The organism is Mycobacterium sp. NGS49 (genome assembly GCF_059812565.1).
In genome coordinates, this window is record NZ_JCALCX010000026.1 from 80194 (window position 1) to 86193 (window position 6000).

Annotated in this window: 6 protein-coding genes; 3 read left to right on the forward strand and 3 right to left on the reverse strand. The window is 64.0% G+C overall.

The window, feature by feature from the left end:
* Positions 1-47 precede the first annotated feature (47 nt).
* A complete protein-coding gene (locus AC5Y7D_RS23575) occupies positions 48-341 on the forward strand; it encodes an Mtp family mycobacterial-type pilin (RefSeq protein ID WP_499928210.1) in 294 nt (97 codons plus the stop codon).
* 72 nt (positions 342-413) lie between these two features.
* On the opposite strand, the gene AC5Y7D_RS23580 is transcribed toward AC5Y7D_RS23575, so the two are convergent.
* On the reverse strand, positions 414-983 hold the full coding sequence (locus AC5Y7D_RS23580) for a class I SAM-dependent methyltransferase (RefSeq protein WP_499928212.1): 570 nt from the start codon (positions 981-983) through the stop codon (positions 414-416).
* 180 nt (positions 984-1163) lie between these two features.
* Here AC5Y7D_RS23580 and AC5Y7D_RS23585 point away from each other — a divergent pair, with 180 nt between their 5' ends.
* Positions 1164-1877 carry a DUF305 domain-containing protein gene (locus tag AC5Y7D_RS23585; protein WP_499928227.1) on the forward strand — a complete coding sequence of 238 codons (714 nt, stop codon included), beginning with the start codon at positions 1164-1166 and terminating at the stop codon, positions 1875-1877.
* A 122-nt stretch (positions 1878-1999) separates the two neighbouring features.
* Here the strand turns inward: AC5Y7D_RS23585 and AC5Y7D_RS23590 are convergent, their stop codons facing one another.
* Together AC5Y7D_RS23590 and pstS are read right to left on the reverse strand one after the other, a co-directional pair.
* Positions 2000-3964, reverse strand: a complete 1965-nt coding sequence (locus AC5Y7D_RS23590; RefSeq protein ID WP_499928214.1) for a serine/threonine-protein kinase PknD — start codon at positions 3962-3964, stop codon at positions 2000-2002.
* A 17-nt stretch (positions 3965-3981) separates the two neighbouring features.
* Positions 3982-5088 (reverse strand): phosphate ABC transporter substrate-binding protein PstS, encoded by a 1107-nt coding sequence (gene pstS / locus AC5Y7D_RS23595; protein ID WP_499928216.1) that lies wholly within the window; start codon positions 5086-5088, stop codon positions 3982-3984.
* Positions 5089-5297: 209 nt separating this feature from the next.
* On the opposite strand from pstS, the gene lpqS reads away from it, so the two are divergent.
* Positions 5298-5738 (forward strand): putative copper homeostasis (lipo)protein LpqS, encoded by a 441-nt coding sequence (gene lpqS / locus AC5Y7D_RS23600; RefSeq protein ID WP_499928228.1) that lies wholly within the window; start codon positions 5298-5300, stop codon positions 5736-5738.
* Positions 5739-6000: the final 262 nt, after the last annotated feature.

Consider the following 6000-nt stretch of genomic DNA (forward strand, 5'->3'; position numbering starts at 1 on the left):
TGTTTGCCGGGCTGCACCACGGGTATCGCTGAACCATGAAGCGGAGGATGGCAATCGCTGCAGCTGCCGTTGCAATCACAGCGGGTTCAGGCACGTTGGGATTGGGCGGTGTTGCCAGCGCTGAGGCACAACCGGAGACGTTCCCGACTGACCAGTGGTGCCCTGGGGCCTATTGGAACCCGATCTGGGGTTCGAACTGGGACTGGAACCACTGCCACGACTCTTTCAACCCCGGCGGCGGACATGGTCCTGTTGGGCCTGGCGGCGGAGGAAACGGGGGCGGCGGACATGGTGGCGGCGGTGGCAATGGCGGCGGTGGACACGGTGGCGGCGGACACTAGCGCCCTGGCCCTCGAGCACCGAGCGATGCGCCTGGCCCGAGTTCAGAGTTCAGGCGTCTGGGGACGTGGCGGTCACATGTCCGGCCGTTCGGCCGTGATGTAGCACAGTCGCGAGACACTGCCGGTTGTCACAGTGGCAAATCCGGTCTCTGTCATCATTGCACGGAGTTGGTGGAAGATGTTGTGCACATCCGCTCGACCATGCGCAGCGCTGATAGCCCGCTCCAGTACCTGAATCCGCGGTGGGCAGACGTCAGCGATGCACGCCCGTCCGTGCGGCCGCAACACCCGAAGCGCCTCCTGAATCGCGGCGAGACGGTGGTCGGGCTCGATGTGGTGGAATGTCAAACTTGAAACGACCAAGTCGAACGAAGCATCGGCAAAGGGCAGATTCTGAGCTTGGGCGGGGTGGAACGTGCAGTTCGGCGGGGCATGGGCCGCTGCGTAGTCCAGTGACGCGGATGACGGATCGATCCCGACCACCACTCCCGAAGGGCCCACGACCGGGGCGATCCGGCGAGCGAAATATCCGGTGCCGCAACCAAGGTCGAGTACCTTCTCACCTGACCGGGCGCCCGACAACGCGACGAGATTGTCCCATATGCGGGCCCGCTGGCCGAAATACCAGGCCTCGGACAACATTTCGTAGGCCCTTGATGAGATCCCGCGGGAACGCGGAGCGCGGGAACGCGCAGTTTCCGTACCCGATTGCATGTAGAACTCCTTCGCTCGAGGGGCCGTCTCCCCACGCCTGCTACCGTCTACCCGTATTAGGTAGGTGAAAACGACACTGCTCTTGGTTCTCGAAAGGAAGTCATCGTGATGGTGCAACGAACACTGACCGCCTCCGCAGCTGCGGCTGCAGTTATGGCGCTGCTCACCTTGACCGCATGCGGCAGTTCCGGCAATCAGGCCGGCTCCAGTACCACGACGGCCGGCTCGTCGAGCGTGTCGAGTTCACCGGCGGGCGCGCAGGCGCACAACGATCACGACGTCATGTTCGCCCAGCACATGATTGCCCACCATCAGCAAGCCATCCAGATGAGCGACATCATCCTCGGTAAGCAGGGCATCGATCCTCGCGTAGTCGACTTGGCCAACCAGATCAAGGCGGCGCAGGGACCGGAAGTTCAACAGCTGCAGACGTGGCTGAACCAGTGGGGACAGCCGACGACGCCGGGCGGCATGTCCCCCTCGTCGACGATGCCCGGGATGCCGAGCAGCGGCATGCCCGGGATGCCGAGCAGTGGCATGCCCGGGATGCCGAGCAGTGGCATGCCCGGGATGCCGGGGATGGGCGGCATGGACGGGATGATGTCCGAGCAAGACATGCAGGCCCTGCAGAACGCGCAAGGCGTTGACGCCAGCAAGCTGTTCCTCACCCAGATGATTCAGCACCATCAGGGCGCGATCACCATGGCCCAAAACGAAATCAAGTCCGGTCAGTACCCGCCTGCTACTGCGATGGCGCAGTCGATCGTCACCAGCCAGCAGAAAGAGATCACGACCATGCAAACAATTCTGGGCTCGCTGTAGCGAGTGTTGTTGTGAGAGTAGGGGTTTAGCTCACGGAGCCGATCCAGGGTTCACCGCCTGTGGGCACGCATTACCGATCAACTTATGGAAGTCGACCTTCCAGCGGATGCCGGAATTCACGGTTAATTCGTTGCCAGCTGTACCACTCTGCCGTTGCCGTTGTCGGCGACCAATACTTTCTTTCTGGAGGTGTCGACCGCCACGCCCACGGGGTGCCCGCCGGTGAACGGCAGTACCGTCGGGGTGCTCGAACCGGGATCCAGCTTGACCACCTTGCCGGTCTCGTGGTCGGTGACGTAAACGGCGCCGGCGGTGTCTACCGCGATACCCGACGGCGCGGTAAGCCCGGTGAAGGGCAATTCCGTCGGGGTGCTTGACCCGGGAGTGAGCTTCAGTACCCGGTCGTTGTCTGAGTCGGTAACATATACGGTGCCCGAGGGGTCTACCGCGACACCATCTGGATGGTTAAGGCCGGTGAACGGCAGATCAGCCTGAGTGTTGGATTTGGCATCGAGCTTCACCACTCGGTTGTTGCCGCGGTCGGCGACATAGATGTTGCCGGCGGCGTCGACCCCAACGCCCTGAGGGTAAGTGAGTCCGGCGAGCGGCAGCACGGACTGCGTGTTCGATCCGGCCGCCAGCTTGACCACCCTGTTGTTGAAGTCGGCGACGTACACGGTGCCGTTGCCGTCTACCGCCAGGCCCTGCGGCTGGTAAAGGCCGGTGAACGGGAGCACTGTCGGGGTGGGGGACCCGGAAGCCAATTTCACCACCCGCCCGTACATGCTTTGGCTGGTGATATACACGCTGCCGGTACTGTCCAGGGCGACCCCGCCCGGCGACAGGGAAAAGCCCAGCCCGGTCATCGGCAGCACTGTCTGCCCGGGCGCCGACGCCGCTGGTTGCGGTTTCGGCCTGAGCAGATGTCCGGCGAAGATGACGGCGACGATCACCACTAGCGCGGCGGCGCCGATCACGACCCTCATGCGTCGATGTCGGGGCGCCGCGGGTGCTCCGGATGTCGAGGCCGGGTCCGGTGGGCGCGTCGAGACATTGGGTCGGCCGCGCCAGCTGGCAGTGTCGGCGGGCGGCGGCGTCCACCCGCTCTGGGTCGCGGACGAACTTGAAATCGCTGACCACGGCCTGGCCTGCGTGACCGAGTCGGCGGCGGCTGGGCCAGCCCCGGTCGACAGGATCGCTCGCTCGCCGCGCTGGGCAATCGCGGCCGCCTGGTTCTGCTCGGCTGTCGTCAGTGCATCGTGGGCGGCGGCGGCCAGGTCACCGGCGCTGCGAAAGCGTTCCTCGGGGTTTTTGGCCATTCCTTTCGCGATCACCTGGTCGAGACCCGCCGGAACTATGCCGGGCCGCAGTTGGCTGGGCCGCGGGGCGGGCTCCATCAGATGCGCGCCGATCACCCTTTCGATGCTGCTGGCCGGGTAAGGAGGTGACCCGGTCAAACACTCGGCCAACACACAGGCCAGCGAATAGATATCGGCGCGAAAGTCAACCGTGTCCCCGGCGAACCGCTCCGGAGCCATGTAGTTGTAGGTGCCCAGCGCCATCCCGGTGTGGGTCAGCCCGGGATCGGTTGCGGCACGGGCGATGCCGAAGTCCACCAGATAGGCGAAGTCGTCGACGCCGACGATGATGTTCTCCGGTTTGACGTCGCGGTGCGTCACCCCGCTGGCGTGTGCGGCGTCCAGGGCGGCGGCGATCTGCCGCACGATGGCCACCGCTCGGGCCGGTATCAGCGGACCATAGGCCGACAACATGCGGCGCAAAGAAATACCGTCTATCAGCCGCATGTCCAGGTACAGCTGCCCGTCGACCTCGCCGTAATCGTGGATCGGCACCACGTGCGGTTCGGTCAGCCGTCCCGCGGCATCCGCCTCGCGCTGCATCCGCTCGCGAAACACCGGGTCGGCGGAGAATTGCTTTGAGATCAACTTGAGCGCCACCACTCGGCGTTTGCGGGTGTCCTCGGCCTCATAGACCTCGCCCATTCCGCCGCGGCCGAGTAGCCGTATCAGCCGATACGGCCCGACAAGCGAGCCTTCCCTCGGGCCGGGCTCACTGACGCCTGCCATCAAACTCCTTCAGGTGATCAAGAGATAGCGTTGACCGCTGTTGCCAGCCGCGCCTGCAGCCAGCTCGGCGGTGTAATGGACCCATACTGCGCCAACCCCTCTTGCCCCGGACCTACAAGCGCCTGCATAAACGCCCTTACGGCGGCGCCCGTCGCCGACTCCGGATACTTCGAACAGACGATTTCATACGTTGGCTCTACGATCGGGTACGCGCCGGGCTGTGTGGGTTTGGCGAACGATGACGTATCCAACACAAGATCATTGCCTTGACCCACAATTCTGGCTCCCGCGATCGTCTTGCTGACTGACTCGGGAGTGATCGACACGGGGTCCGAACCTGCTGAGGTGATGATCTGGGCGATGTTGAGTTGTTTACCCAGCGCGAATGACCACGCAGTGTAGGTGATCGACCCGTCGGTAGTCTGCAAGGCCGCCGTCACCCCATTGTCCCCGTCGGCGCCGGTACCGACGCCCCCTTCAAACGTCTCGCCGTCGCCTTTGCCCCAGGCACCGTTGGACGCGGCATTGAGGTATTGCTGGAAGTTGGCCGAGTTCCCGGATTCGTCATTGCGGAAGATGACCCGAATTGCCGATGAGGGCAGGCTGGTACCTGCATTGAGCGCCCTGACCGCCGGGTCGTCCCACCTGGTGACAGTGCCGTTGAAAATCTTAGCCAGTGTGGGCGCGTCCAGCTTCAGCGAACTCACGCCGCCGATGTGGTAAGTGACCGCAATCGGCTGAAACAGCGCCGGCAACTCCCAGGCGGGGGACGCGCACCGTGCCGCCGCCTTATTGGGTTCGCCTTTGGCCGCATCCAACGGTACGCCGGACCCGGCCAGATCAGTCTCGCTCTTGATGAACTGCTCAACGCCGGCGCCTGAGCCGTTCGCCTCGTAGTCCAGCGTGTAACCAGGGCACGCGTGGGCGTAGGCATTGACAAATTGTTGTATCGCGTTTGCTTGTGCGGTTGCGCCGCTGGCGTTGAGTTCCGCCTTGCCGCCGCAATCCACTCTCGCCGACGGCCCTGTAGAGGGAGCAGAGGTATTGGTGCTGCCACCGCATCCCGATATAAACAGCGCGCCAACAAGCAGCAGGCCCATCACGCCGGTTCGGAAAAATCTCACAAAACTCCTCTGACGGGATAAAGGGACCAACACGTCTACTTTGCCACTACCACGAGGGAAGCGGTCGCCGTCGATAGGTTTATACCCTACGGGGTACAGGAGTTCCGTCGAACGCTCGGAAGGGATGATGCAATGAGGCGCTCCCAAGCATTCATAGTGGCGGCGCCCCGCGAGGTCGAGTACCCTCTAGGGGTATGGGGCCAGTGGGAATGCGAACGGACGCAAGTCGCGTCGTCGTCTTCGGGCCGCCGCGGTGGCGGGCTGCCGCCGGCCTGGCGGTCGTCGCAGCCGCAGTCGCGATGTGGGTGTTTGCCTTCGGTGGGCACTCCGTGTTGCGGTCGCAGGTTCCTGCCCCCCACCCGGCGCATGCCCTGATTGGCTCGTTAGGCAGTCAATTCGCCGTCAACGTCGACCATCCGCATGTGTCGAAGGGTTCGCCGACGGTAGATCACCACGAAGCGTTTGCGGTTGGCGTGCTGCCTAACGGGCCAGCCGCCATTGCCGCTTTGGGTGTTGTCGTGGCGGTGGCTGCCGGTGCGAGTCCGGGGTGGCAGCAGAACATGCTGGCGGGGCGCGGTCCGCCGCGCGGGCTTCGCGCCGCTTTGACCGGTCAAGATCTCTTGATGCGGTTCTGTCTTTCTCGTCGCTGACCGGTCAGCGCCAGGTCGTTTGTGTGTTGTCACTGACGGCCGGTGGCCGCTGTCCCTATTGATGGCCGCGCCTGGTGCGGCCGCACTCGAGAAAGCGACAATTCCTGTGAACAATCATGTTTCGCCTTCGAAGTCGTTGAAGACCGTTCGACCGCGCAGTTCACGCCCGTTGCCCCTTGTTCAGGGGCGCGGGAGTTGCCGACCGGTCGCGAATAGTCACCGCCAGCCCGACGGCTTGGTCGGCAACACCCCGGTGTTGCGG